Annotated in this window: 1 protein-coding gene; it reads left to right on the top strand. The window is 61.9% G+C overall.

Translation table 11 applies throughout. The features are described 5' to 3' along the window. Nucleotides 1-32 precede the first annotated feature (32 nt). Nucleotides 33-588 (top strand): 4Fe-4S dicluster domain-containing protein (locus tag AWU74_RS07500; RefSeq protein ID WP_187150935.1); only part of this gene is annotated, 556 nt, incomplete at its 3' end.

Raw genomic sequence — 588 nt, forward strand, 5'->3', positions numbered from 1 at the left:
CGGACACAAACTCTCAGGCGGGAGTCTCGGGGTTGAAGAAGGCGCACGAAAAAGGGCTGCCCGTGGTCATCATGGAGCCGCTTTTGGGCGGGAAGCTCGCGGGAAGCCTGCCGGAAGCGGTGTCCGAAGCGTTCAGGCGCGTAGACCCCGCACGGTCGAACGCGGCGTGGGCGTTCCGGTGGCTCTGGGAGCAGGCAGAAGTGACGGTTGTGCTCTCCGGCATGAGCGAGTTCCGGCAGCTTGCCGAAAACGCGGCTCTGGCGGATTCCGCCGCCGCGGGAATGCTCTCTGACACGGAACGCGACGCATACCGCCTCGTGATTGCGGAGTTCAATAAATCATATAAAATCCGCTGCACCGGCTGCAATTACTGCATGCCCTGCCCTCGCGGCGTGAACATTCCCAGTTGTTTTGCCGCATACAACACGTCGTTTTCACTGGGGTTTTTCGCCGGAATGCAGCAATACACCACCAGCACGGGCGCGACGTCTATAAAGCCGAGCGGCGCGGGGCTGTGCGTCCAGTTCGGCAAGTGCGAAACGCACTGCCCTCAGCGCCTTCCGATACGGGAGTCGCTCAAAGCGGTGC

The sequence above is a fragment of the Treponema endosymbiont of Eucomonympha sp. genome, from assembly GCF_001028545.1.